We start from the raw sequence: 24,679 nt of genomic DNA, 5'->3' as shown, positions 1-24,679 counted from the left end.
TTCAACCTCATTTATCGGACCTCTTGGCCCCTTTATCTTTGCGCAATGCGCCTTTTTGCTCTAATTTGCTGGGAGCAATATACCCCACAGACCGAAGAACACTCAATACACCTGCAGCGAATCCAAGAAAAAGAAAAAACACCAAGCCCCATGGCAATGATCCAATTAACTTATCAAACCCCAATCCCAAAACAACGCCCACAACAACACTTGCCAAAAACTCACTAGAAAGCTTAATTGCACGGGCCACTGTCCGCGACTCTTCTCCCTTATCCTCATATCTCCGCTTCTTTAATGCTTCTTTGCGCATTAAAGCTAAACCCAAATTCTTACTACGACATTCCAAATCCTCTAAATGAAAACAGTCCTCTTGCCTTTTCTCTTTAGCTTCCTTTCCCTGCACAACGTGTTCGTTGCCATTCGCCATAATTGGCTCCCTAACAAAAAAGCAAAGTCAAAATGCATTTTACAAGACCGTCATTAGCATATTGTTCCCAAATTTATTCGTCAAGACACTAAAAGAAATCTATCACAATTTATCGCATAAATAACGTGTCCTTCAATTTTATGAACTCTGACTATTCATGCACCCTCAAATGATCACCCTCATCTGTGTGATAAGATGTTACTGCTTCACCTTAAGTAAAGCTATACGCATCCTCATATGACAACTCTAAGAACAGATTGAGAAAACGTCTCTTGAAACAGATTAATTGTCGTACATTCTTATCCTTCATTCATAAATAAAATAAACCTTAAGGATTATTCGTCTTTTAAATCATGTGTTAATTCCTGGTTTATAATGACAAGCTTTGCAAATATTGCCATTCTCTTTTTTCTGTACACACAGCTGTGAACCATGGTGTTTCCGTCCACCAATATATCCTTACTGACCAATAATAAGATGGTAAAAGATTCCTTTCGCAAAAAAATTATTATCTTTTGATAATGACCAATTGCTTTTCAATATTAAAACTCCGTACTTTATGAGAAAGCTTATTTTTTTACTTTCTTTTCAACGCAAACTTCATGAATTTTAATAATAGAGAGGGATTATTTTTTGGAGCTTGGTGCAAAAGGATTTTCAGATGCCCGTAACGATATGCGAATTGGTATACCTGGCATCTCAAATGCATCGCGTAATCCACTGGAAAGATAACGCAAATAGGATTGTGGCATTACCTTTGGCCGTGAACAAGAAATCACAAACCCAGGCGGACGTGTTTTAACTTGTGTTATATATTTAACTTTAAGTCGACGCCCTGAAATTGCAGGTGGGGGATGGTGTGCAATGACGGTTTCAAGCCATCGGTTGAGTTTTCCGGTAGAAATACGGCGATTCCACACACGGTGCATCATCGTGATATTTTTCATCAGTTTATCAATCCCTTGACCATACTGACCCGATAAAGGAACAGCTCTCAAACCACGAACTTGAGGAAGAAGGCGGGCGCATTTTTCATGTAAATCAACCAATGTTATCTGGCTATTTTCAACAAGATCCCATTTGTTAAAAGCAATAATTGGAACACGCCCTTCACGAATCACAAGATCAGCAATTTGTAAATCCTGCTTTTCAAAAGGCGTGTTTGCATCAAAAACAATCACAACCACTTCTGCAAAACGGATTGCACGTAAAGTATCCGCAACAGAAAGTTTCTCTAATTTTTCTTGAATTTTCGATTTTCGACGCAACCCTGCAGTATCAAAAAGTTTAATATGACGACCACGCCATTCCCAATCCACAAAAATAGAATCACGTGTAAGCCCCGCTTCAGGTCCCGTCAACAGACGATCTTGTCCCAACATCCTATTAATGAGAGTAGATTTCCCTGTGTTTGGGCGACCAGCGATTGCAATCCGAAGGGGTTTATTTTCATCATAAACAGAGTCCTCTTTCTCCAAATCATTCACATAATCATCAACAAATGCGGGCTGTGCAGCAATATGTTTTTCTTCGCTTTTGCTTTCAAAAATTCTCTCTTTACCAAGAGAATTCACAACTGCATCGCGGAGATCTGAAAGACCAAAACCATGTTCAGCGGATATTTGACAGGGCTCACCAAAACCTAATGACCACGCCTCATACTCTCCCTCTGTTGCTGCTTTTGACTCAGATTTATTGGCAACAAGCACAATCGGTTTTCCTGATTTGCGAACCAATGAAGCAAAATTTAAATCACTCGATGTTATTCCGCTTTTCGCATCAAACACGAACAAAATAAGATCAGATTCCTCAATAGCAGCTTTTGTATGAGAACGCATACGGCCTTCAAGTGTATGATCGCCCGCTTCTTCCAACCCAGCTGTATCAATCGCATCAAAACGTAGATCTTGAAGTTTTGCCGCATGAATACGTCGATCACGCGTAACGCCTGGCTTATCATCAACCAAAGCCAATTTCCGCCCAACCAAACGGTTAAAGAGTGTGGACTTTCCAACATTGGGGCGACCGACTATAGCAATGGTAAAGCTCATAAATTTATTCCTTACTTGCCTTTCCCTCAGCTTGTATAAGCTCGAGCATAATTCGAGCTCGATCCGCCACTTTTGATCCTAAAACATTTTCTTCAGAAATTTTTCGAAAATAAGCAATTGCATCATCCATTTTATATGCTTTATACGCTGCTAAACCTAAAGCCTCTCTTGCAGACATGCGCATAGGATCAATATCATTCGCCATATCTTTAACACGCTTTTTAACATCATCGAAAGTTCCTGTATCAACCAAAATATAAGCTGCCCGAATTTTTGCCACTTTTCGTAAAATCTGCGGTGCTGCTTCATCAACTGCAACAGAGTCAAAAACCTCAACCGATTTGACAGCATCACCTTGCTCCATAAGTAAAGACGCCTCACGCAAACGAGCAAGAAAAGGATACCCCCCAAAATTAGAAGCTTTAACATTCTCCAAGTGCTTTATCGCTTCATCAAAATGATGTGCATCTGCAAACTCAAGGCTTTTTACAAATGTATCACCAATATAATCGGCTTTCTTTATTTGTTCATGATGATAAATCTGATAAGCAACGATCATCAGTATAAAAATTATGGCTGCCCCAATAATCAAAAAACCGTAACGTCTCCAAAAAGCAAGAGCTTTTTCCTGACGAAATTCAGCATTAACTTCAGCAACAAAACTATCATACGACATATATCATACCCTGAAAAAAATTCTTTTCTGTGCTTTTACGCATAAATGAACAAAGATGGTAGTCTTAATTAACTAAAAAACTTAAAATTTCTTACTCACTAGTCTCAAATCAATGTATACTTGAATCGATTAACCTCTTACAGCTGCAATAAAAAATGATGTAACCACCTTTTGGTTCACATTATAGTTTTATATCTCTTTATATTTTTATTTTGCAAAAAAAGTTACCACTACCTTCATATCTCTCATGTATGCTTACCTATAATCTCAAGAGCTGTTTGAAGCCTCATCATCACATGCAAGAAACTATCTTAAAAGCCTTAAGCTCAGCAATTGTATTTCACTTTTTAAAACTCTCAGTTGTAGCATCACAGTGGGAAAGCAATTTATTAAAAAATCTTTACAAAAAAATATTGTTTAATTCCCATGGAAAATACCTATAACAAAATAAATAAACTTTGTTCTCAACATAAAAAGGATACTAAAATACTATGATAGAATACAATTCAAAATCCAAACTTTCAGCAAAACTCTTTACATAAAATATATTTTTAAAACCTGTCTTTATCTGATTGGCAAACTTTTTGTCGTTGATACCTACAATTTCTAAAATACTTTATTGTAATGGCCAAATCCACATAAGCATTGGAACCGCAGTAATGACTATTAATACCGCCAACGGAGCACCAAAACGTGGGTAATCACTAAAACGATACCCCCCTGGTGCCATCACAAGCATATTGCTTTGATGTCCAATAGGAGTGAGAAACTCACACCCTGCACCAATTGCAACAGCCATCAGAAAAGCCTCCGGCTTATAATGGAGAGAATGGGCAAAACTTGACGCAATTGGTGCTACCATCATCACTGTTGCTGCATTATTCAAAAATGGCGTTACCAGCATAGATGTAATCAACATAAGTGCTAATGCACCAGATGGTGGAAAAAACACTGCTAATTGGCTAAGCCACTGACCTATGAGATCCGTGCATCCTGTCTTCTCTAGTGCTTCACTCACTGGAATAAGAGCTGCTAATAACACTAATATTTGGCCATCTAATGCCTGATACAAGTCACGCGCTGGCAAAACCCGAAAGATAACCATTGCAGCGGCAGCAGAAAAGAAAGAAAATGCAACTGGAATGATCTGGAAAGCCGTAAAAATAACCGCTATAAAGAGGATAGCTAAAGATACGAAACCATGTCGTAAATTGCCAAACACAATATTACGTTTTGCCAGAGGCAAACATTTCAGTTCCCTTAACAAAGTTGGAATAATCGCATCTTGCCCCTGCAAAACAATCACATCTCCAAGATGGAAGATAATATCACCAAGCCTTCCCCGCACCCTTTCATGCTGACGGCTTAGCGCAAGCAAATTCACATCATAACGATCAAAGAGTGAAAAACTTTTCGCACTGATGCCAATAAGAGGCGAATTATGTGTAATAACTGCTTCAACAATATCAATGTCACTATCCTTATCACCTGTGGAGACAGTGCGATCCGTAGAAAATTCTAAACGAGCAGCACTCATTACACTATCTAACCCTGTGTGAGAACCTTCCAGTAAAACAATATCTCTTTCAGACAAAACAAAATCTGGAAGTGGCGAAATGGATACCTCGTTTCTGATGATTTGAACAACCATGACATCACCACCAGAAGGTTTAACAAGATCAACGATGGTTTTCCCAACAATTGGTGAATTTGTTGAAATATGCACTTCAGAAACATAATTACGAATGTCAATAGCATCATCAAACGAAACACCTGAACGTACACGCACAGGTAAACGCCAAGAAAAAAAGATCAAATATAGAACACCGGCAGTAGCAACAGCTGCACCAACCGGCGTAAAATCAAACATGGTAAAAGCAACCCCCGTTAAACGTTCTTGCATAGCTGAAACAACAACGTTGGGGGAAGTTCCTATCTGTGTCATAAGGCCCCCCAATAAAGAACCAAATGCCATTGGCATCAAAAAAATAGATGGTGAAATCTGAGAACGACGAGCAAATTGAAAAGCAATAGGAAGCATAATAGCCAAAGCACCAATGTTTTTAACAAACATTGATAAAAACACTACAGAAATAACCAAAAAAGCCAATTGAAGGCGCACTGATTTCACATCTGGCCATATTCGTTGGATAATGAACTCCATTATACCAGAACGCGATACAGCCGTACTGACAACAAACACACTCCCTACAATAATAACAATATCATTGCTAAAACCACTAAATGCCTCCTTCGGACTAACAAGACCAACGGCGCAGGCAATCAATAATGTACAAATAGCGACAAGATCATAACGAAATCGATCCCAAATAAAAACAACCATCATAAGACCAATGATAGAAAAAGCCATTATTTGATTTTCAGTCATGATACCTATCTCTTCCCGTTAGATTACAATGAGCAACATATCTTTTATGTTTTAACTGTTCCTACAAACAGCGGCAAGATAAAAGCAAACACGATATTACTTTAGAGCGATTTTAAAGTGGTAAAATTATGGTAAGTATGTACTCTCCTCTGTCTGTTATACGTTCTTATCATAACATACTGAAACTAAATAAAATTGGTGGCAGTTAATAAACGTGTTGCAAACAAGATAAAAATGAATCTACATAACATAAAAGGTGCTGAAGGCAGATTATTGAAATTGATGCACACAATATCTGAAGCATTGTTGTTGCTTTAAAGGAATTTCTCTCCATCCTCATGGAGAGTAATAAACGCGAAAGAAGAAATGATGATTAATCTTAATAGTGGGTATCGAGGTAATCTAAAATACTGGCTGACTTTTGTTCTTGGATTGATTGGTGTCCTAGCAATCATGGCTGTCGGTAGCTTTTATGTAGCAAAACCCTATCTTGACAGTTTTATCAGACGAGAAATAGCTCGCCATTCTATAAAAGCCGAAACATCCGAAGTCAGCATCTTAGGGAAAGTCAATTTAACAAATGTTACGCTAAAAGTTCCTTCTGGCACATCACTTAAAATTGGTGCTATCTCTGCCCGTCCTCCTATTTTCTTTATTCCTGGAACCTTCACTCTTTATAATGTTGACTTAAAATACAACGATAAGCATAATGATATCCATGTAAACATTCCCCGAATCTCTCTCAATCGCGTTTCCTTAAAGGAAAAGGATACCACGATCACATCACGCCTTTTGCAATTAATTATGCGTATTGAGCTTTCCTCTATCGTCGCTCCAAATATACAGCTGTTTGCAGACAATACAAATGGACTGGTCGAGAAATTTGAGATAAAAAATTTTCAGCTTTCTGATTTTAAAAATGGTCGTATTCGTTCTGTTGGCATAAAAAATATAGATCTTAAAACGACGGTCATCGATGGTGACAAACAGATACATATGATAGCTAAAAGTGATGTAATAAAAGCACATGATATTGACATAAACTATGCCTGCAATGTTCTTTTGGGAAAGGCTAATTCTGTCAATCAAGTAAAAAACATTACTGGTCCCATTTCTCTGAATAATGTAGTGATCGGCGTTTTCAAAGGAAACGAGAATAACGTTTCTCTTTCTCTTGGTGCATTTAAAACGGCTGGTTTTAAAGTGAATCCGCCCAAACAGATACCCCGAAAATTGTTTAACGCTTACTTGGGTGCACGAGAAAAAAATACACTGCGTGATACTATTATAAATGGCTTGTTTGACATCACCTTAGATGATGCAGAAGTGAATAATCTCACCGTCGATACACCACGATTTAAAGAAACACTCGATTCATTTCAATTTAAACAAAGCTTATGGAAGTATCCTATACCAAAAAAACTTCTTATCTCTTTCAATAACTTGTCAATTTTACCTAAAAAAGTAAAAGAAAAAGACCTAGAGCTCTTTAAAAAAATAGGTATTGAACATTTTGATTTTTCAAAAAAATTGGATATTTCTTATGATGAAAAAAAGCATACGCTTTCTCTTAATACAATGTCTTTTAACATAAAAAATGTTGGATCTGGAGAAATATCAGCAAAGATTGTTAATGTTGATGAAAAGTTATTTTCTGCTCAAAAAGACTTAATGATTGCTGCTTCTCAAGACGTTTCCGTCATGGATGTTGGTGTTCGTTATACGGATGCTGGTTTTATTGATAAGCTTTTTTCTTATCTTACACTGAATCTTAATGATACAAAACATGATCTCAAAAAAGAACTCTATGATAATTTTTATCTGATTATGACACAAAGTCCAAAAATACTTCTAAAAGATCATGATGAAGCTGAAAATATTTCCAAATCTCTGGGTGACTTTGCTAAAAATCCTAAAACATTGACCATAAAAATAAAAGCGATAGACAACAAAGGTCTCACAATAACTGATCTCGAAAAAGCTCTACAAAATGATTTGTCCACAGTTTTAAACAAAGTGCATCTCACTATAAAGAATGAAGCATTACCTTAAAAGACGTGTTCAACTTTTAATATGATGGTCTTAGCTATAAATTGAATACTTTATTTCTCTTTTTTCTTTTGTATGATACAAGGGAGCATCGTATAGGGGGGTTATGCAAAAATATATATTAATAGAATTGCTGATGGTTGGAGTTGTTCATGTCTGATTTATCTTCGAATCGCTTGCCTAACCGTGCTTCTCGTGTCACGAAACAAGCGCTTTCTGCCATTGAGCGTTTTCTCCATATTGAAGCTCTCAGCGGCGTTGTTCTGTTATCAGCTGCTGCTGCTGCACTTGTTTTTGCCAATTCTCGATATGCTTCTCTCTATGAATCTTTCTGGCATACACCTTTTGGCTTTAACTTTGGCCATTTCAACCTCTCATGGGATTTACATTTCTGGGTTAATGATGCTCTCATGACTGTTTTCTTTCTTGTCGCAGGAATGGAAATCCGGCGCGAAATTCATGAAGGTGCTCTCGCTGATTTTAAACAAGCAATTTTGCCAATTGTTGCAGCAATAGGCGGGGTTTGTTTCCCTGCAATTATTTATTTCAGTTTTAACTTTCACGGGGGGCATACGAATGGTTGGGCTGTGCCAACAGCAACAGATATTGCCTTTGCACTAGGAATTCTAGCTCTTCTCGGAAAAAATATTCCCTCTAATCTTCATATCATTCTCTTATCCCTAGCAATTATTGATGATATTATTGCTGTTCTCATCATTGCTTTCTTTTACTCAACGAACATTGATCACAGTGGTTTAATTATTGCCACAGCAGGCATTGCCTTAGTATTATTTTTTCAATGGATTGGTCTCGCTTCAGCGTGGATTTATGTTTTACCTGGTGTAATCATCTGGTGGGGTTTAATGGTAACAGGTGTCCATCCATCACTTGCTGGTGTAATTTTAGGTATGATGACTCCGGTTTTTCCTACCAGAACCTTAGTAGCGCCGCTCACCATGTTAAGCAATGCGATGCAAGTTCTCCAAGAAAAAAATGTAAAAACAGATTTGCATCACATCTCAACTGCATTGAAAAAAATGCGCAAAGGACAACGTGATATGATTGCACCAGTTACACGTGTTCAGAAAGCATTGCATCCATGGGTTGCATACGGTGTTATGCCAATTTTTGCCTTCGCGAATGCCGGTGTTAGTTTTGCAAATTTCGACCTTTCTTCTCATGAATCATTCTTCATTGTACTTGGTATTGTTATTGGTCTCTTTGCTGGTAAACCCTTGGGTATTGTTATTGCTAGTTATTTAGCAGTAAAATCGGGGTTGTGCCGCCTGCCTCCTCAAATGACTTGGACAGGTGTTTTGCTCATTGGATTTTTAGCAGGAATTGGCTTTACAATGTCCATCTTTGTTTCAATGCTTGCTTTTAAGGATATCATTTTACTTGATTCTGCAAAAATTGGTGTCCTCTGCGGATCTGGTTTGTCTGCTCTTTTCGGCCTTGGATATGGGTTTATTTATATTAAGCATAATAAAAAAAATTCTCATAGCTTTTAGTAAACAGAAAGACAATGTCCTCTATGTTAACCTTTTCAAAAGCAATGTGGTTTATTTATTGAGCTGCAGTTTCGCATAATCATAGAAACGAACAAGGAAAAGTACCATAATATATTTTGCTTCTTCGTAGATGAATAAGTGCATTGCCTTTTTGATCTATTCAATTTTATTGTGAAGCTATATGAAAAAAGTCTACCATAGTAGTGTATAACTTGTAAAATAATATGTCTTCGTCTGATTTCATCATTCAGATCTTAATCGATTCATGTAGATAAACTGCACGTGCAAGATAATCAACAAGAAGCAAGGGATACGGAACAAATTGTCTATCAATATCTTCTTCTAAAGTTGTCGATGGCTAGCTTTCGAGTGTCTCAATCTTTATTACTCTTCTAATTATGAAAACTGTGGTTTTCATAATAGGTTGGATTGTCATATTCTTCATTGAGAATTATGGAGCAATCTTTTATTTCGCTTGGTATAAATAAAGAGATATCCAGAGCCTACAAAAATAGGTAGATTAGAATCAAAAATCCATATGCAAAGAAAAAATTCTTCCACGCGATACACATAAAGTTTTTAATAATCATCTGAGAAAAGAAAAACATCAATGAAAAATATCTCATCAACTCTATTTTGCGTAATTTCATGCACAATCTGATAAAATAAAATTTAAGGATTGTATAACTTCACTGAGTATTTGCAAAAATTCCTACCGGACGGGCATATTTGAACACGTAGAAAACTTTTCTTCTTCCTCTAAACTCTTATAGATAAAAATTCCAAACTTATTTATATATATGAATGTATTATATTATTTGAAAATCTTTTTAGAAATAAAAAATGCTTAGCCTTTATCAAGCCCATAAACGGCATGTAGTGTTCTGACCGCAAGCTCAGTATAAGCACTATCAATTAAAATAGAAATCTTAATCTCTGAAGTCGTAATTGCTTGAATATTAATGCCCTTTTCCGCCAAAGCCTTAAATGCTGTAGCTGCAACACCTGCATGGCTGCGCATTCCAATGCCAATAACAGATACCTTGGCGAGATCGCTTTCAAATTGAATAACGTCAAATCCTATATCTCTACGATTTTTCTTAAGAAGCGCAACGGCTTTATCTACATCTGTTGACGGTACAGTAAAAGTCATATCGGTTTTTGAGCCATCTTCAGAAATATTTTGTACAATCATATCGACATTAATCCGCTCTTCAGCTAAAGGACCAAAAATTGCTGCGGAGATCCCTGGGCGATCTGCAAGTCTACGAAGAGAGATTTGCGCTTCATCCTTAGCAAAAGCTATACCAGTAACATTCCGTTGTTCCACAATTTCATCCTCATCGCAAATAAGTGTTCCAGAAGAACTCATTGGATCACTCATGCCTAAAACACCAGGATCCTCAAAACTTGAGCGCACAAAGGTACGAACTTTATGAACCATTGCCAATTCAACAGAACGAACCTGTAAAACTTTTGCTCCAAGAGAAGCCATTTCTAGCATTTCTTCAAAAGCAACTTTTGGTAAACGACGTGCCTTAGGTTCTATACGAGGATCCGTTGTATAAACGCCATCCACATCTGTATAAATATCACAGCGATCAGCTTGTATAGCCGCCGCTATAGCAACAGCACTCGTATCTGATCCGCCACGCCCTAAGGTAGAAATCCGATTATCCGGCGCTACTCCTTGAAAACCAGCAATAACTGCTACCTGACCTTCTTGAAAACGCTGTATTAAAAAAGATCCATCAATATCTGTAATACGTGCACGACTATGTGCACTATCTGTATGGATAGGAATTTGCCAACCGAGCCATGAACGCGCTTTCACCCCCATTGCTTGAAGTGTAAGAGCTAATAAACCCGCTGTTACCTGCTCACCAGAAGCAGCAATCACATCATATTCGTAATCATCTTTATGCATCGGTGAAGCATCACGTATCCATTGAACAAGTTCATCGGTTTTTCCAGCCATTGCAGATACCACAACAGCAACCTCATTACCTTCTTCCACTTCTCTTTTGACATGCCGCGCAACATTACGGATGCATTCAATGTTTGCCACAGACGTCCCACCGAATTTCATGACAATACGTGCCATCAATAACACTCTCACCTTTACGTTTCTTATCTCAAACGATAATATAGATAAGATCTTACTGCCGTATCAAAAATTGTTTTCTCACATACCGAATATCTACAATTTGTGCAAGTTTAGTTATATTTATATTAATTTCTCTTGACTTTATCATAAAATCTACCTGTCTTGATCATAAAAAAGAAAAACGACATGGTAAATGAAATGCGTACCACCATCGATCAAAATGAAATTGACCATTTTTCCCGTATTGCCGAAGAATGGTGGAATCCACAAGGAAAATTTCACTCACTTCATCAATTCAATCCAACACGTCTTGCTTATATCAGAGAAAAAATCTGTTCAGAATTTAATCGCGATCCAGTTTCACTTATGCCATTCGAAAACTTGAGAATTCTTGATATTGGTTGTGGAGGTGGTTTGTTATGCGAACCAATGGCACGCCTTGGTGCTACAGTTGTAGGAGCTGATGCGGCACAAACCAATATTGAAGTCGCAAAAATTCACGCAGCTCAAAACGGCCTTTCCATTGACTACCGTGCCACCACTGCAGAAGCGCTAGCCAATAAAGGAGAGCAATTTGATATCATCCTCAATATGGAAGTTGTTGAACATGTAGCTGATGTTAACCTCTTCATAGCAGCAACAGCAAAAATGCTTAAACCACAAGGACTGATGTTTGTTTCAACACTAAACCGCACGTGGAAAGCGTGGGGACTGGCTATTATAGGCGCTGAATATATTTTACGTTGGCTTCCGAAAGGAACCCATAACTACAAAAAATTCCTAAAACCTCAGGAACTTAAGAATTTCTTATCAAAAAACGCCCTCACTGTCGTTGATGAGATCGGTATTACTTATAATCCATTAAATGATAGCTGGAATCGCTCAAGAGATATGGATGTTAACTATCTTCTTCTAACAAAAAATCTTAAATGAACATGCTCTTATAGCTTCTGTACATCTTGCAACAAAGAATTGAGCTTTCCCTCATCTTCTAAGACGTATAGATCATCACAACCACCGACATGATAATCCCCTATAAAAATTTGTGGAAATGTATTACGCCCATTCGCTCGCTGCACCATCTCTTGGCGAAAAGAAGTTGATGCATCGATATCTGTATATTTTATCCCTTTTTTATCAAGTAAATCACGCGCTCTCGCGCAATAAGGACAGTTAGGACGTGTATAAAGTGTTACTTCTTTCATAGTATCATTCTCCAATGTTTTCAAAATAGTGCCAACCTCAATCTCTTCTCAAGAATCAGGTGATATGGAATCCTCTTTTAGTGCACGCGAAAATGTTAGCACATCCACCTGTCGTACACCTGCACGCTTTAATGTTGCAGCCGCTGCTGTAACAGTCGCACCTGTTGTGAAAACATCATCAATTAATAAAATAGAACGCCCCTTTAAATGCTTTTTAACTTTATGTGGCACCTCAAATGCATTCAGCACATTTAATTTTCGTTCCCTAGCAGATAAGCTCACCTGTGGACGAGTATGTCGACAACGAACAAGCCAACCAGGCTTAAAAATTTTGTTCTGCATTGCTGCGATATAACGAGCAAGCTCTGCAGATTGATTGTAGCGCCGTTTCAAAAAACGACGAAAATGCAAAGGAATGGAAATGATAACATCACAATCATCAATAATTTCGCGCCCGGCAGATACCATCCAACTAGCCATAAAAGATGCTAATTCTATATGATCGCTGTATTTCAATCGCTTTACCAAAGCTTGCGCCACCCCTTTATGAACAATAGCCGAGCGAACACGCGAAAAAGGAAGGGAATTTTTAAGAGCTTCACCACTAAGAAAACCATCTCCCATATCACAAACAAAAGGAATTCCCATAACAGGACAATAAGGTTTTGTGATAAATTGAAGACCCTTCCAACACTCAGAGCAGATCGTGCCACAAGCAGAAACTCCTTGCCTACATCCAGGACAAACTGGCGGATATAAAATTGTCAGCAAGCGCTCAATGAACTTATTTAATATATTTCCGCCATTTAAAGTCACTTCTTGAAAACATAGCATCGTTAATTCGGGCTCTTACAGCTTCCCTGCATAAAAAATCTTCTATATCTTTTAACTTTAATTCCTTTATAAACTCTTACTCTTTACAGTTTTTTCTTTCACACCATAAACTTGACGAAGCTTGTATAAAATGAACCTTCTCAAAACGTATGCATTATAGATCGAAAGACCTTAACGATATGTCGCATCCTTTAATTTTTGATCATGACCGCATTGAACAATTTCGTAAACGCGCTTTCCAAAAAGCAAAAGAGGGACATGACTTTTTGCTGTCTCATATGGCTGAAGATCTCTATAAGCGTCTTTGTACTGTTGATCGTCTCTTTGCATTAGCTCTCGATTTACACAGCCATACAGACCTTGCCGCGCAAGCTTTGATAAAATCTGGAAAAGTCCATTCTATAGAACGTGTTGAAACTGACATACTCTATCAAAGCCACGACAAAAAATTTCATTTACGTTATCGAGAATTGCTTGATTTTCCTCAAAATTATTGTGATCTTATCGTTTCACTCCTTTCATTACAATTAACCAATGATACCCCTGGTGTTCTTAGTCAGATAAAAAATACCCTCAAACCAGATGGCTTATTTTTGGCTGTTATGGCTGGAGCTGGTACCTTAAGAGAATTGCGCGAAAGTTTGCTGCAAGCTGAAATTGAAATCTACGGCGGAACAAGCCCCAGAATCTATCCTTTTGCCGACATTCGTGAAGTAGGAGCTCTCTTGCAACGTGCTGGTTTTGCTCTACCTGTCGCAGATATTGAAGATATCACAATACGCTACAATACAATGTTTGATCTTATGCATGATCTTAAAGCTATGGGAATGCAAAATGCGCTCATCAATCGTTCACGGCGCCCTGTATCTAAGCGCTTTTTTCTCCGTGCAGCCGAAATCTATGCACAACAATTTAGCGATTCTGATGGCCGTATTCGAGCACATTTTTCTTTCATTTGGCTTTCTGGTTGGGCTCCTCACCCAAATCAGCAAAAACCTATAAAGCCCGGATCAGCGCAGATATCTCTTGCAAATGTTTTAGCAAAACAGCAAAAAAAATCATAAACTCAACATGCAAACTACTTTTCAAAGATGTTTTTATCTATTGTTCTTAACATCTGACTGGTTATAGTTCCAGCCAACATTGAATCGCTTACATTTAAAGCTGTACGTCCCATATCAATTAAGGGTTCAATAGACATGAGTACAGCAACCAAAGAAACAGGAAGCCCCATAATTGGCAACACAATCAAAGCTGCAAAAATAGCACCACCACCAACGCCGGCAACACCAATAGAGCTCAGTGTTACAACACCAACAAGAGTGGCAATCCAAGTAGGATCAAGGGGAGAAATACCTATAGAAGATGCAACCATAGTTGCAAGCATTGCTGGATAAAGACCTGCACAACCATTTTGTCCAATTGTTGCTCCAAAAGAGGCTGCAAAACTCGCAATGGATTGCGGAACACCAATCCATTGCGTTTGAGCCTCAATATTTAAAGGAATACTTGCAGCACTTGAACGACTGCTAAAAGCAAATATCAAAACCGGCAAAACTTTTTTGAAAAAACGAAACGGATTAATTCCAGATATACTGAGCAATATACCATGAATCCCAAACATAATGATAATACCAACATAGGAAGCAGCAATAAAGACCAATAAATTTAAAATATCTGTAATATGCGAAGTTGCTCCTACCTTTGTCATGAGGGCATAAATACCATAAGGAGTCAAAGCAATCACAATACGAACTAATCGCGTAATCCAAGATTGTGATACTTGAATAAATAAAAGCGCTTTTTCTCCTTTTTCTCGATCATCTTTCTTTAAAAGGAGAACTGCAGCTCCTAGAAAGGATGCAAAAATAACAACACTGATAATTGATGTGCCCTTAGCTCCGCTTAATTCAGCAAATGGATTTTTAGGAATCAAAGATAAAATCATCTTTGGAACGTTCGTACCTCCAAGTTGAGAAATACGATCATCAAGAATAGTGGAAACATTTTGCCCTTCATGTACCAAACCATTTGCTGTTAATCCAAAGAAATTAACCACAAAAACCCCAACCAACGCTGAAAGAGCAGTTGTAAAGAGCAATATTGAAATTGTTATTATACTCATTTTACCAACCGCATAAACAGAATGCAAATGAGAAACAGCCGAGACAATAGAGACAAAAACCAATGGCATAACAATCATTTGCAGTAATAAAATATAGCCATCACCAACAATGTTAAACCATTCAACGGATTTCAACAAAGTTGTTTCGCCTTCCCCATAAATGATTTGCAAAAAACTTCCAAAAATCAATCCAAGGACAAGTCCTAGCATAACACGCAATGAGAGGCTCCATTTCATTCTCTTACTTTGAACAAGCCATAACAAAAAAATAACAAATAGAAATAAATTGATGAAAAAGTTAAATGTCATTGTTTATGTCCACTACTATCATGCTTGATGTTGAATAATATGCATAGTTCAAAGTCGATGAGTAATACCTTTACATAAAATATAAAGCTTACAAGTTTTTTAAAAATCATTATTTTTTAATTTATCGGTTAGAAGAGAATTTTTTCTCTATTAACAGCTGTTTAAAGAAGATAAAAAATCAAATGAAATTATTTCATGCCTTATTTTATACGGTACTCAATCACCCTACCAATGTAGGAGCGCCATTACCAGCAGCTTTTATCACTGCTTCGTTTACAACGTACAGCACTTTTTGGAATAATAATTTAATTTATAATGATAATTGATCTTTTTGCATATCGAATAAGAAGTTTAAATATCTTAGTTTTTTTTCATTTTAAGCTCCTTCATATTTATTGAATAAACGGAAATCATCCATTCGCACGTCATAACCAAGATTAGCGTGTGGGCAGAAACCATTAAAGAAAAGAGCAAAAATTCCTCTTTTATGAACGCTCTCACCTGCATTATACCCTTTCATGAACGACACAAAGAAGTAGAACGGAAAACAAGATGAAAGATATCTCTAAAAAAAACCGTGAAGGAAAAACAGCAATAATATGTCCTTTTCGAAAGTGCAAAGCAGCTTTTTTGCTTTAAAATTTAATAAACACATTCTAGAAATATAGGTTCCACAGCACCATTCCAAATAGAATGATAAAGAGACAAAAATTTATCAGAATCTGTTTGGCCTATTGCAATGACCTCTTCTAAAGGAACGAGAAAACGTGTTTCATCCAAACCATCTACATCATATTGCCTGCGATTTTTTAAACCTTTGCGCGAAATAGCAATAACTTGGCGTGCCAATTCTAAAATAATGGTTTGACGAAAAGGTGTTTTTAGACCTTCTTTTGGGACACGTTTTCGTAACTCTAAAACTTCTTCAAAACACCAATCTTCTGTCAACGCCTCCGCCTCATTTAGTGCTTCACTATCATAAAGAAGACCAACCCAAAAAGCAGATAACGCACAAATACGCTGCAAAGATCCTCCATCAGCGCCTCTCATTTCTAAAAATCGTTTTAAGCGTACTTCAGGAAACAAAGTCGATAAATGATTAATCCAATCTCCTATATTTGGAGTTGAATTTACAATCTGTCCTTTTAAAGCCCCATTCATAAATTGACGAAACGTTACATGTGTACAATCATGATAATGACCATTGCGGACAATGAAATACATTGGTACATCGAGAGCCCATTCAACATAATCCAAAAAGCCAAAATTCTCAGAAAATATAAAGGGAAGAACCCCAGATCTTTGATTATCAGTGTCGCACCAAATTTCAGAACGCCAAGATAAAAAGCCATTTGGACGCCCTTCAGTAAAAGGTGAACTGGCAAATAATGCTGTTGCAATGGACTGCAACTTCATCGATACTTGCATTTTTCGCCGCATATCAGTTTCAGAAGAAAAATCAAGGTTTACTTGAATGGTTGATGTTCGGTACATCATATCAAGGCCGCTTGTGCCAACTTTTGGCATATAATCTGTCATAATTTGGTAACGTGACTTGGGCATCCGTGGAGTTTCATCTAATGTCCATTTTGGGCTAGCACCAATACCGAGAAAACCAATACCCAATGGCTCTGAAACTCTCTTGAGAAGAGTTAAATGTTTCATCACCTCGCAATAAGTATGACCAATCGTTTCCAGCGGAGCACCGGATAATTCAAATTGTCCCCCAGGTTCCAAAGAAATAGCACCTTGATCAATCGATCCTACGAGCCCAATAATATTTCCCTCATCTAAAATAGGTGTCCATCCTAAAACTTTTTGCATTCTCTCTAGAAGCGTACGAATTCCCCTTTTGCCATCATATGGAACAGGACGGAAACCATCTCTATAGAATGGAAATTTTTCATGTTCTGTACCAATACGCCAATCGTTTTCTGTTTTACATCCCCCTTGGAAATAGCTAACCAAAGAATCTAAGTTATAAATTTCACTTTCATCAGTTATATCAAGCGCCATAACTTATTATATCCTATCATCAGTTCCATCATTTTAAATGAATCGTTTAGAATGATTTTACAAACTTCTCAATTAATTAACCAATCACCCACAGTAACATTAAGAAGAGTCAAAGCAGCAACAGCTGCAGTGTCAGCACGTAAAATACGCGGTCCCAAAGATATCGGAATTACAAAAGGGTATTTTTTTAAAATGTTCCGCTCTCCTTCACTAAATCCACCTTCTGGTCCAATGAGAACACCAAACGTTGTAAAAATTTCATAATTTTTTAAAAGATGTAATGAATTATGTGATTTGTACGCTTCATCGCAAAAGAATAAAGGGCATGTTTCATCCCAACGTGCTAAAAATTCTACTAACGAAACAGGAGAGGCACATTCAGGTAAAGATAAAATACCACACTGTTCAGAAGCTTCAATAACATTGGCCTCCATACGTGCCATGTTGATACGCGTAACTTGTGTGTGATGCGTCATAACAGGCTGCAAAACCGATACCCCCATTTCAACAGCTTTCTGCACCATATAATCCAAACGCGCGTTTTTAAGTGGAGCGAAACAATAAATGAGATTCGTATGCGTCGTTTGTAACCTTTCCTGATGGGTAAGCTGAACTACAACAAATTTTTTCCCAACGGTGATGAGTTTAGCAAGCCATTCACCATCCTGTCCATTAAAAAGTAAAATCTCAGCACCTTCTTTTATACGCAAAACATGTACAAGGTAAGAAGCTTGTGCCCCCTCTATCTTTATTTCTTTATTCAAAGCAAGTGGCTGTCGAATAAACAATCTTTTAAGTTTATAATTTATACGCATAAAAATTGTTCCAGAGCTAACTATACTCATCAAAAAATGAAAGAGCATACATAACAAAAAGAAAAAATTATATCTATGGAACTGTAATTTATAAAGGAATATAGAGTTTTTTAGCTTTATGAGATAATGATCGGAACAAATAGGACGCTAAGTGATTCTGCTCTTATAAAAACTTACAGTAACAGATCATTCGTCATTGTGTGTTGTGATTTATTGCATGATTGGAGGAAAAATATGTCCGCTAAAAAAGCCACAGTTATTACTATAATCACTCTTCTTGCTTTTATCCTGATTACGGTAGGGATTGGTTCCGTTGGAGCAGATGGAAAGCACACAATCGCTGAAGACGGCTATGGAATCTCCTCCCAAATTCAATAAGCCTAAACTACATATTATTCAAATTTTTATATCAACATAATATTTTCCAACAGTTTTTTAAGATCCTTATCAATATTGGAGAACAACGATCAGTCTATATCAATATTTTTTTTTACTAAAAAATTGCCACGTTCCCATCCTTTAGAACTAAGAGAAAAAGAAATAGGCCATGCAAGACTGTTGGTAAGACACTGGACATCTCTACAAAGAGTTTCTGAGCTATTACTTTTTCGCAATTGTGCTTGCAATGTGAATCCTTTCTGCCGCTTCTGGGCATTAGCAGCTGTAATTGCCCCTTGAATTGATAAACCCCAGTCCGCCATATGCATCAGTGATTCTTCTATCATCATCGTGCTGTCTGAAAATTTCATCTGCATATCCCAACGATCAAAAGCTGTGGATAAAGAGCCATTAATCGCCAACAAAAATTGTTCATTTTCTGAAAGCATTGTCTGTAAATCATTCAAATCATACCCTAACAGCCAACCAGAAGACATATTCAGTGTTAATTCACCCTGCGTCTTCGCAAAAATTTCTGACCAAGAACGAGCAAGCGTTCGTATCGTCAAGGTAAAGTTCGCTTTGCTCTGTACAAATGGAGTAATTCCCAGAGCCTCTGAAGCATTTTGTATATCAATAGAGGTACCTGAAGCACGCCCTTTAATACATACTTTCTTATCAACTGGTGCAATTTGAATGTTGCTTTGAAGTGATCCACCAAAAACATTCGCATGTCCAAGATCAAAAATGATGTGTCCATTTCTTATTTGTACCGCAGCAGCTAAATTAGTCAATGCAATATTCCCTACTTTCGCTTGAGGAGAAGAAAGGCGTACATCTACTCCAATACGATCAAAAATCTTCATATCAAAGAGTGCCTTCTTTTCTTCAATTAAAGAAAATAGTGATTCCAAGAGATTAAAGTCTAAATTATCAAATGCTAAAGATCCAATTACGGCTGGGACATAATCCTGAAAATCAAGCTCTAAAGCTCCACGTGCGCTTGTTTTTCCCATCATAAATGTCACATTATTCATTTTTATATGCATTGGCTGCGCTAAAAAATGAGACTCCCATACAATGGGAGTTTTCAATCTATGCCCCCAAAACTGATTGCTTCCAATCCAAACCAATGTCTGATTCCACCCAGGAGAACGCATCGATACCTTCCCATCAAAAATATAATATTCAGATAATCGTGCCTGTCCTATAAAGGTGATACCACCACGCACAGAATTGAGACTTGCCTTAACTTGACTTTTCCCTCCTGCTAAAAGCGATAATGCTTGGTCGGCATCAATTGATAATTTTGCAAACTCTCCGCGCCAACGAGCATCTGCACGAAACTGCACTTTCTGCGTCGATTCTGGCCAATCTAAAGTTGCATTTAACCCCGTAATTTTTTCTGCTTTTCTTGAAATATTATCATGATACACTAAAGTACCGTTTTCGATCACAATACGTCCAAAAGGTTGTTTTAAAAGACGCTCCATATCTGGCTGATCAGGGTTATGCTTCAATATTTCACGAGCATTGCGTATCGCTAATCCTAATGCACCTTGTGACAGCGAAGATCTATCAAAAAAATCCGCTACTGTTTTAACAGGCTTTTCTATAACAAATTGGGGGTGCACAATCCGCGTCTCTGAAAAAGAAACACGCCCCCAAAGAAGATCCATCAGAGAAAGATCAACTTCTATTGATTCAGCTTCCATCAATGGTGTAGCATTGTTCATTTTTGATATAAAAGTAACACCAGAAAGAAATGCTTTAGGGTAAGGAAAAAGCTTCAACCGCGGTGGATCACGTAATTGCACATTATAACCCGTCCACGCGCTCAAATCTTGAGCTAAACGAATACGAATCACATCTGTAGACACAAGATACGGTAAAATGAGAATACAAACCCCAAACAAAAAAATAATTGTCGCAAAAATTCCGCTCAAAAATTTTATTATTCTGACGCGCACAATCTTCCTCTATACTTTCACTCTTATAACAAGATTAAAAGAAAACTTAAATGAACATTAAAAAACTTCTTATAGCTCTAAAATTCACTACATCCCATTTAATAACTTAATTACTCTTGTTCTTATCCAAAGTTTATTAGAACAGCAATGTTGCTGCTTCTTTACAAAGCAATTATTTTAGAGGATATCAAAAATTATAAAATACACACCATTATTCAAACCATTTTTACCGTTCTCATATAAATATTGCTATTAAAAACTATTGTATTGTTAGCAAATGCTTTACAAAAGAATAAACAGCCCTCTACCGAAAGGATCTCTCTTAATGAATAACATTATCGACGGAAAAAAGCTTGCTGAAGATATTATTGTACAAGTGAAGGCTGAAACAACAAGACTCCGGAATAATTATAATATACAACCTGGTATCGCCGTTATTATTGTCGGAGACGACCCTGCAAGTCAGGTGTACGTCACATCGAAAAGCAAAAAGGCCGAAGAATGTGGTTTTTTTTCAATAAAACATATGGTTTCCAAAGAAATACAAGAACAAGAACTCCTTCAACTCATTGCAGTATTAAATTCTGATCCTAAAATCCATGGCATTTTGGTGCAACTTCCCTTGCCTCCACATATTGACACAAACAGCATAACACAAGCCATTGCTTTTCAAAAAGATGTTGATGGCTTTCATTATATCAATGTGGGAAAACTTGCTGCTAATGATCTTAAAGATGCTATCATTCCCTGTACACCAGCTGGTGCCATGATGATGATTGAACAACAATGTGGACGAGATTTGTCTGGTCTTGATGCTGTTGTTGTTGGACGTTCTAATATTGTCGGAAAACCTATGGCTGCCCTTTTAACAGCGGCAAATGCTACTGTGACAGTCGCTCACAGCCGTACCCGCGACCTCGATGATGTATGTCGTAGCGCCGATATTTTAGTTGCAGCTGTGGGCCGCCCAAAAATGGTTAAAAAAGACTGGGTTAAAAATGGCGCCATTGTTATTGATGTTGGTATTAATCGCATTGAAGCACCAGAAAACGGTGTGGACAAGAGGCGTCTTGTCGGTGATGTCGATTTTGAAGAGATAAAAGGAAAGGTTGCCGCAATCACCCCTGTTCCAGGAGGAGTTGGGCCTATGACAATTGCCATGCTCATGGTTAATACGCTCAAAGCAACTGCTCGAGCACACAATCTTCCTGTACTAAAATTCTAAAAAGTTTGATGCATCTGCATTTTATAAATATCATTTTACTCACGTTATAAAGGCAGAGGCTCCCTGATCTTCACAATTAACCAATTGGCGAAAAGCACGAAAAAACTCACGCCCAACGCCATATTCATTCTTGAAAAGATCAGGAGGTACAGTCGTCCGCGCATTAAATTTTGAGAAATTTCCCAAAATAGCCAATTTACCCATATGAGCATAAAGATAAACAATACTACCATCTTGCAAACGCGCAATGGAACCGTTATTCAAAGCTTCTGGTGTCACGTGGATTACAGCAGGAATTTTCAACATACCTGACATACGCCCGTCCATTACTAACGCGACCTTTTGACCTCAATTTTGCAAGATACCCAAAATTGTCATTAATTTACGAAGCTATGGCATACCATTCGCTTTTGGCTCTTGATAATAAATGACAGCAACAAAATCTTTGTCATTTAACGTGCCAGATTTAACAAATGAAAATTTGATAATGGCTGTGCCTAAATCTCCTGATAAAACACAAATACCATCATTAAGCTGAAACGATTTCATCCACCCCGTTAACACATTATGGTTACCACTTTTATTGAGAGCAGGATCACATACCACATTACCATCAGGATAAAGCTTTGTTCCAATTGCACAAGTATTAAGATCTTTATCAAAAACTGTGCGGATATCTTCATGCATAAACCCTGCTTCAATGAGTTCACGAATAACAAATTCTATCTCACCAGCAACATGAAAGTAATTTATATCAGCAAAACCGTTAAGACAAACCCATACCAAAAGAGGTTCAACTGATGAAATTTCGCAGTATCATGCCGTATTAAGCGTATACCACAAGCAGCAATCATGGCAACTAAATGAAATCGCATAATTTGTAAATCCCCCTGTCGCATTTAATCCTGCAATAGCATTCACGAAAGAATGCTCATCAGCTATCACACAAAGTGGTCTATAATCATCGCCAAGTGCTATCATTTCGAGTACACGCTTAGTGGCTTCTTTTGATAACACATCACGCAACGGTGTTTTTTCATTAATGAAAGAGCTTTTCAGCATCTGTAACCCCGTTATTTCCAGTATAATCTGATTGAAATTAGTAGTTCCATAAAACGTACATGTTCCAGATCCATGATAAGAACGAGCTTCTGATTCCAGAAAGTTTGTCGATCTATCTTACTTTCTGCGTAAAGCTGACGTATTTTCGCTTTTTCATCATTGCCTTGACCGCTTGTCATGGAACCGGTAGGAAATAAAAATTCCTGGTAAATGACAAATGTTAGTGCTCCAATCGCCAAACCAGGCACGATTTTATCACAGACCCCAATGGTACAGAACCACATAAAATATATCGTGTGATAAACCTATAGCCATCGCCATTGCAAATCACTTCACGTTAAAAAAGATAAAGCTCCATCCCTGCATTCTCTTGTATTACACCATTACACATCGCAGGAACGCCAACTGCTACTTGTGCAACATCATCAATAATACGGGCAGCCTCTTTAGTTAAGTGAGAAAAAATCTCAAAAAATTGATGTGTTAAAATGATATCGTCATATGTCGTAATAATATCAACACTACAAACGATATTATACTTTAAACACTCTTTTTCTATTTGATCACAAACTGCAAAACCATGATCCTAATTGGCACATCCCAAAAAACTTATCTTGGGATGATTTTTTGTGCCTTAACAATACGATCTAAATAAATTTCTCGCGTTGGTAAAGAACGTTCATAAATCCTTCATGTAATCACAGCAATTGTCTTGAAAAGTTCCATATTTAAACCCATCATTTACGCTTCCCACCATTAGCAAAGGGATTGCGTATCACCCACATCTGTATCATATTTTTACTTCACTTATTTCACTTTCACCTGGAGACCAATAAACCTGAACAAGGTGATGAGCATTGCGTAAAACCGCGCGAATAGGCATTTCTATTTCAGACTCATCTCGACAAACGGCTTCAAAACAATCGCGTTTTTGTAAACCTTCGAAATGGAAAATAATACAACGAGATTGTATTATCACTGGCAAGGTCAGCGTGAGTCTTGGCTCAAGAATACTCTTCGCATAAAGTGGTAAAACAAGTGCTTGAGTCCGCAAATCAAGTGCTTGTTTCAAACGATCAGCATCAGGAAAAAAAGAAGCTGTGTGTCCGTCACTCCCCATTCCTAAAACAATAACATCAAATGGTCTAGGCAAACTGTTAATGCGGCTAGCAGCCGAAAAAGCAGCAAGTTCAGCAGTAATTGCTTTATGGTAAAGTCCTACAAAATGTGCTTTAGCCGCAAAATTTTGTAATAAATGACGGCGTACTATATGTTCATTTGAACGCTCATGATGAGCAGGTACAAAGCATTCATCAACTAAAGTGATGATAATATTTTGCCAATCAATATCAGCTTTTGATAAATAATGAAAAAACAATTCTGGTGTTTTACCACCAGAAACTGCTAGAATTGCGCGTTTGCGCTCAAGAACAGCTACACTGAGTTCTGCTGCAACATGATCAGCCAATGCTAAAGCTAAGGTCGTAGGGGTTTCAAAATTTAAACGATCAATATTCATTCCATGCACAC

At 37.5% G+C, this 24,679-nt stretch carries 18 protein-coding genes and 1 pseudogene; 6 read left to right on the top strand and 13 right to left on the bottom strand.

All coding sequences use genetic code 11. The features are described 5' to 3' along the window. Positions 1–7: 7 nt before the first annotated feature. The 4 genes from V4B17_RS00985 to V4B17_RS00970 all read right to left on the bottom strand — a co-directional run bounded on the left by V4B17_RS00985 (position 8) and on the right by V4B17_RS00970 (position 5,543). The gene (locus V4B17_RS00985) at positions 8–427 is read right to left on the bottom strand and encodes an AtpZ/AtpI family protein (protein WP_455479663.1); all 420 of its coding nucleotides are present in this window, start codon (positions 425–427) and stop codon (positions 8–10) included. A gap of 626 nt (positions 428–1,053) precedes the next feature. Then, positions 1,054–2,478, bottom strand: coding sequence for a ribosome biogenesis GTPase Der (der, locus tag V4B17_RS00980; protein WP_455479662.1), 1,425 nt, complete (start codon positions 2,476–2,478; stop codon positions 1,054–1,056). A 4-nt stretch (positions 2,479–2,482) separates the two neighbouring features. Then, positions 2,483–3,154, bottom strand: coding sequence for a DUF2659 family protein (locus V4B17_RS00975; protein WP_455479661.1), 672 nt, complete (start codon positions 3,152–3,154; stop codon positions 2,483–2,485). Positions 3,155–3,770: 616 nt separating this feature from the next. Beyond that, entirely contained in the window at positions 3,771–5,543 is a 1,773-nt protein-coding gene (locus V4B17_RS00970) for an SLC13 family permease (protein ID WP_455479660.1), read from the bottom strand. Between the two features lie 369 nt (positions 5,544–5,912). Here V4B17_RS00970 and V4B17_RS00965 point away from each other — a divergent pair, with 369 nt between their 5' ends. Beyond that, positions 5,913–7,595: a hypothetical protein gene (locus tag V4B17_RS00965; protein WP_455480150.1), complete on the top strand. Its 1,683-nt coding sequence runs from the start codon at positions 5,913–5,915 to the stop codon at positions 7,593–7,595. 149 nt (positions 7,596–7,744) lie between these two features. Next, positions 7,745–9,103: a Na+/H+ antiporter NhaA gene (nhaA, locus tag V4B17_RS00960; protein ID WP_455479659.1), complete on the top strand. Its 1,359-nt coding sequence runs from the start codon at positions 7,745–7,747 to the stop codon at positions 9,101–9,103. 847 nt (positions 9,104–9,950) lie between these two features. Here the strand turns inward: nhaA and V4B17_RS00955 are convergent. After that, positions 9,951–11,207 (bottom strand): aspartate kinase, encoded by a 1,257-nt coding sequence (locus V4B17_RS00955; protein ID WP_455479658.1) that lies wholly within the window; start codon positions 11,205–11,207, stop codon positions 9,951–9,953. Positions 11,208–11,396: 189 nt separating this feature from the next. Between V4B17_RS00955 and ubiG the strand changes: the two genes are divergently transcribed. Beyond that, complete coding sequence (gene ubiG / locus V4B17_RS00950; protein WP_455479657.1) at positions 11,397–12,143, top strand: bifunctional 2-polyprenyl-6-hydroxyphenol methylase/3-demethylubiquinol 3-O-methyltransferase UbiG; 747 nt, start codon at positions 11,397–11,399, stop codon at positions 12,141–12,143. 8 nt (positions 12,144–12,151) lie between these two features. Here the strand turns inward: ubiG and grxC are convergent, their stop codons facing one another. Both grxC and V4B17_RS00940 read right to left on the bottom strand, forming a co-directional pair. Then, on the bottom strand, positions 12,152–12,415 hold the full coding sequence (gene grxC / locus V4B17_RS00945) for a glutaredoxin 3 (RefSeq protein WP_455479656.1): 264 nt from the start codon (positions 12,413–12,415) through the stop codon (positions 12,152–12,154). A 48-nt stretch (positions 12,416–12,463) separates the two neighbouring features. Beyond that, on the bottom strand, positions 12,464–13,249 hold the full coding sequence (locus V4B17_RS00940) for a ComF family protein (RefSeq protein ID WP_455479655.1): 786 nt from the start codon (positions 13,247–13,249) through the stop codon (positions 12,464–12,466). Positions 13,250–13,428: 179 nt separating this feature from the next. Here V4B17_RS00940 and V4B17_RS00935 point away from each other — a divergent pair, with 179 nt between their 5' ends. Continuing rightward, positions 13,429–14,313, top strand: coding sequence for a methyltransferase domain-containing protein (locus V4B17_RS00935; protein ID WP_455479654.1), 885 nt, complete (start codon positions 13,429–13,431; stop codon positions 14,311–14,313). A gap of 14 nt (positions 14,314–14,327) precedes the next feature. Here V4B17_RS00935 and V4B17_RS00930 read toward each other — a convergent pair whose 3' ends face one another. The 3 genes from V4B17_RS00930 to V4B17_RS00920 form a co-directional block, all read right to left on the bottom strand. Beyond that, a complete protein-coding gene (locus tag V4B17_RS00930; RefSeq protein WP_455479653.1) occupies positions 14,328–15,683 on the bottom strand; it encodes an L-cystine transporter in 1,356 nt (451 codons plus the stop codon). A gap of 642 nt (positions 15,684–16,325) precedes the next feature. Continuing rightward, positions 16,326–17,699 (bottom strand): glutamate--cysteine ligase, encoded by a 1,374-nt coding sequence (locus tag V4B17_RS00925; RefSeq protein ID WP_455479652.1) that lies wholly within the window; start codon positions 17,697–17,699, stop codon positions 16,326–16,328. Positions 17,700–17,767: 68 nt separating this feature from the next. Further along, positions 17,768–18,514, bottom strand: a complete 747-nt coding sequence (locus V4B17_RS00920) for a 16S rRNA (uracil(1498)-N(3))-methyltransferase (protein WP_455479651.1) — start codon at positions 18,512–18,514, stop codon at positions 17,768–17,770. 234 nt (positions 18,515–18,748) lie between these two features. On the opposite strand from V4B17_RS00920, the gene V4B17_RS00915 reads away from it, so the two are divergent. Further along, the gene (locus tag V4B17_RS00915) at positions 18,749–18,892 is read left to right on the top strand and encodes a hypothetical protein (protein WP_455479650.1); all 144 of its coding nucleotides are present in this window, start codon (positions 18,749–18,751) and stop codon (positions 18,890–18,892) included. A gap of 89 nt (positions 18,893–18,981) precedes the next feature. Here V4B17_RS00915 and V4B17_RS00910 read toward each other — a convergent pair whose 3' ends face one another. Beyond that, positions 18,982–20,862, bottom strand: a complete 1,881-nt coding sequence (locus tag V4B17_RS00910; RefSeq protein WP_455479649.1) for an AsmA family protein — start codon at positions 20,860–20,862, stop codon at positions 18,982–18,984. A 325-nt stretch (positions 20,863–21,187) separates the two neighbouring features. Here V4B17_RS00910 and folD point away from each other — a divergent pair, with 325 nt between their 5' ends. Continuing rightward, positions 21,188–22,087 (top strand): bifunctional methylenetetrahydrofolate dehydrogenase/methenyltetrahydrofolate cyclohydrolase FolD, encoded by a 900-nt coding sequence (gene folD, locus V4B17_RS00905; RefSeq protein ID WP_455479648.1) that lies wholly within the window; start codon positions 21,188–21,190, stop codon positions 22,085–22,087. A 39-nt stretch (positions 22,088–22,126) separates the two neighbouring features. On the opposite strand, the pseudogene V4B17_RS00900 reads toward folD, so the two are convergent. Together V4B17_RS00900 and pgl are read right to left on the bottom strand one after the other, a co-directional pair. Next, positions 22,127–23,836 (bottom strand): annotated as a pseudogene (locus tag V4B17_RS00900) (dihydroxy-acid dehydratase domain-containing protein). Positions 23,837–23,939: 103 nt separating this feature from the next. Continuing rightward, positions 23,940–24,677 (bottom strand): 6-phosphogluconolactonase, encoded by a 738-nt coding sequence (gene pgl, locus V4B17_RS00895; RefSeq protein WP_455479647.1) that lies wholly within the window; start codon positions 24,675–24,677, stop codon positions 23,940–23,942. Positions 24,678–24,679: the final 2 nt, after the last annotated feature.

It is taken from the genome of Bartonella sp. B23, from assembly GCF_053793815.1.
Note: the sequence above shows the minus strand (reverse complement) of the source record. Positions and strands in the feature narration are given on the sequence as shown.

Excerpts from the sequence above, each read along its gene's own strand:
- grxC (WP_455479656.1), bottom strand. The coding sequence starts at position 12,415 with ATGAAAGAAGTAACACTTTATACACGTCCTAACTGTCCTTATTGCGCG.
- der (WP_455479662.1), bottom strand. The coding sequence starts at position 2,478 with ATGAGCTTTACCATTGCTATAGTCGGTCGCCCCAATGTTGGAAAGTCC.
- V4B17_RS00975 (WP_455479661.1), bottom strand. The coding sequence starts at position 3,154 with ATGTCGTATGATAGTTTTGTTGCTGAAGTTAATGCTGAATTTCGTCAG.
- V4B17_RS00985 (WP_455479663.1), bottom strand. The coding sequence starts at position 427 with ATGGCGAATGGCAACGAACACGTTGTGCAGGGAAAGGAAGCTAAAGAG.
- V4B17_RS00915 (WP_455479650.1), top strand. The coding sequence starts at position 18,749 with ATGTCCGCTAAAAAAGCCACAGTTATTACTATAATCACTCTTCTTGCT.
- folD (WP_455479648.1), top strand. The coding sequence starts at position 21,188 with ATGAATAACATTATCGACGGAAAAAAGCTTGCTGAAGATATTATTGTA.
- V4B17_RS00925 (WP_455479652.1), bottom strand. The coding sequence starts at position 17,699 with ATGGCGCTTGATATAACTGATGAAAGTGAAATTTATAACTTAGATTCT.
- V4B17_RS00940 (WP_455479655.1), bottom strand. The coding sequence starts at position 13,249 with ATGCTATGTTTTCAAGAAGTGACTTTAAATGGCGGAAATATATTAAAT.
- V4B17_RS00930 (WP_455479653.1), bottom strand. The coding sequence starts at position 15,683 with ATGACATTTAACTTTTTCATCAATTTATTTCTATTTGTTATTTTTTTG.
- V4B17_RS00965 (WP_455480150.1), top strand. The coding sequence starts at position 5,913 with ATGATTAATCTTAATAGTGGGTATCGAGGTAATCTAAAATACTGGCTG.
- ubiG (WP_455479657.1), top strand. The coding sequence starts at position 11,397 with ATGGTAAATGAAATGCGTACCACCATCGATCAAAATGAAATTGACCAT.
- V4B17_RS00955 (WP_455479658.1), bottom strand. The coding sequence starts at position 11,207 with ATGGCACGTATTGTCATGAAATTCGGTGGGACGTCTGTGGCAAACATT.
- V4B17_RS00935 (WP_455479654.1), top strand. The coding sequence starts at position 13,429 with ATGTCGCATCCTTTAATTTTTGATCATGACCGCATTGAACAATTTCGT.
- V4B17_RS00970 (WP_455479660.1), bottom strand. The coding sequence starts at position 5,543 with ATGACTGAAAATCAAATAATGGCTTTTTCTATCATTGGTCTTATGATG.
- nhaA (WP_455479659.1), top strand. The coding sequence starts at position 7,745 with ATGTCTGATTTATCTTCGAATCGCTTGCCTAACCGTGCTTCTCGTGTC.
- V4B17_RS00920 (WP_455479651.1), bottom strand. The coding sequence starts at position 18,514 with ATGCGTATAAATTATAAACTTAAAAGATTGTTTATTCGACAGCCACTT.